Origin of the sequence: Lactobacillus delbrueckii subsp. bulgaricus, from assembly GCF_046938665.1 — a bacterium.
Taxonomy (GTDB): Bacteria; Bacillota; Bacilli; order Lactobacillales; family Lactobacillaceae; genus Lactobacillus; species Lactobacillus delbrueckii_C.
Genome location: NZ_JBKZCD010000115.1, coordinates 1 through 211, shown reverse-complemented (window position 1 = coordinate 211; position 211 = coordinate 1). Strand labels below are relative to the sequence as shown.

Genomic DNA, 211 nt, shown 5'->3' with positions numbered 1-211 from the left:
ACAAAAAACCACGACTCGGTCGTGGTTTGCTTATAGCGGCGGGGGGGATCGAACCCTCGACCTCCCGGGTATGAACCGGACGCTCTAGCCAGCTGAGCTACACCGCCATAAAACGGAGTGTGAGGGATTTGAACCCTCGATACAGGTATTTACCCGTATACATGATTTCCAATCATGCTCCTTCAGCCGCTCGGACAACACTCCATATTAA

Annotated in this window: 2 tRNA genes; both read right to left on the bottom strand. The window is 52.1% G+C overall.

The annotated features are described in order from the left end of the window. Positions 1–33: 33 nt before the first annotated feature. Positions 34–107: transfer RNA gene (locus ACLUXO_RS10485), tRNA-Met, on the bottom strand. A gap of 6 nt (positions 108–113) precedes the next feature. Beyond that, positions 114–204 (bottom strand) — tRNA-Ser (locus tag ACLUXO_RS10480). Positions 205–211: the final 7 nt, after the last annotated feature.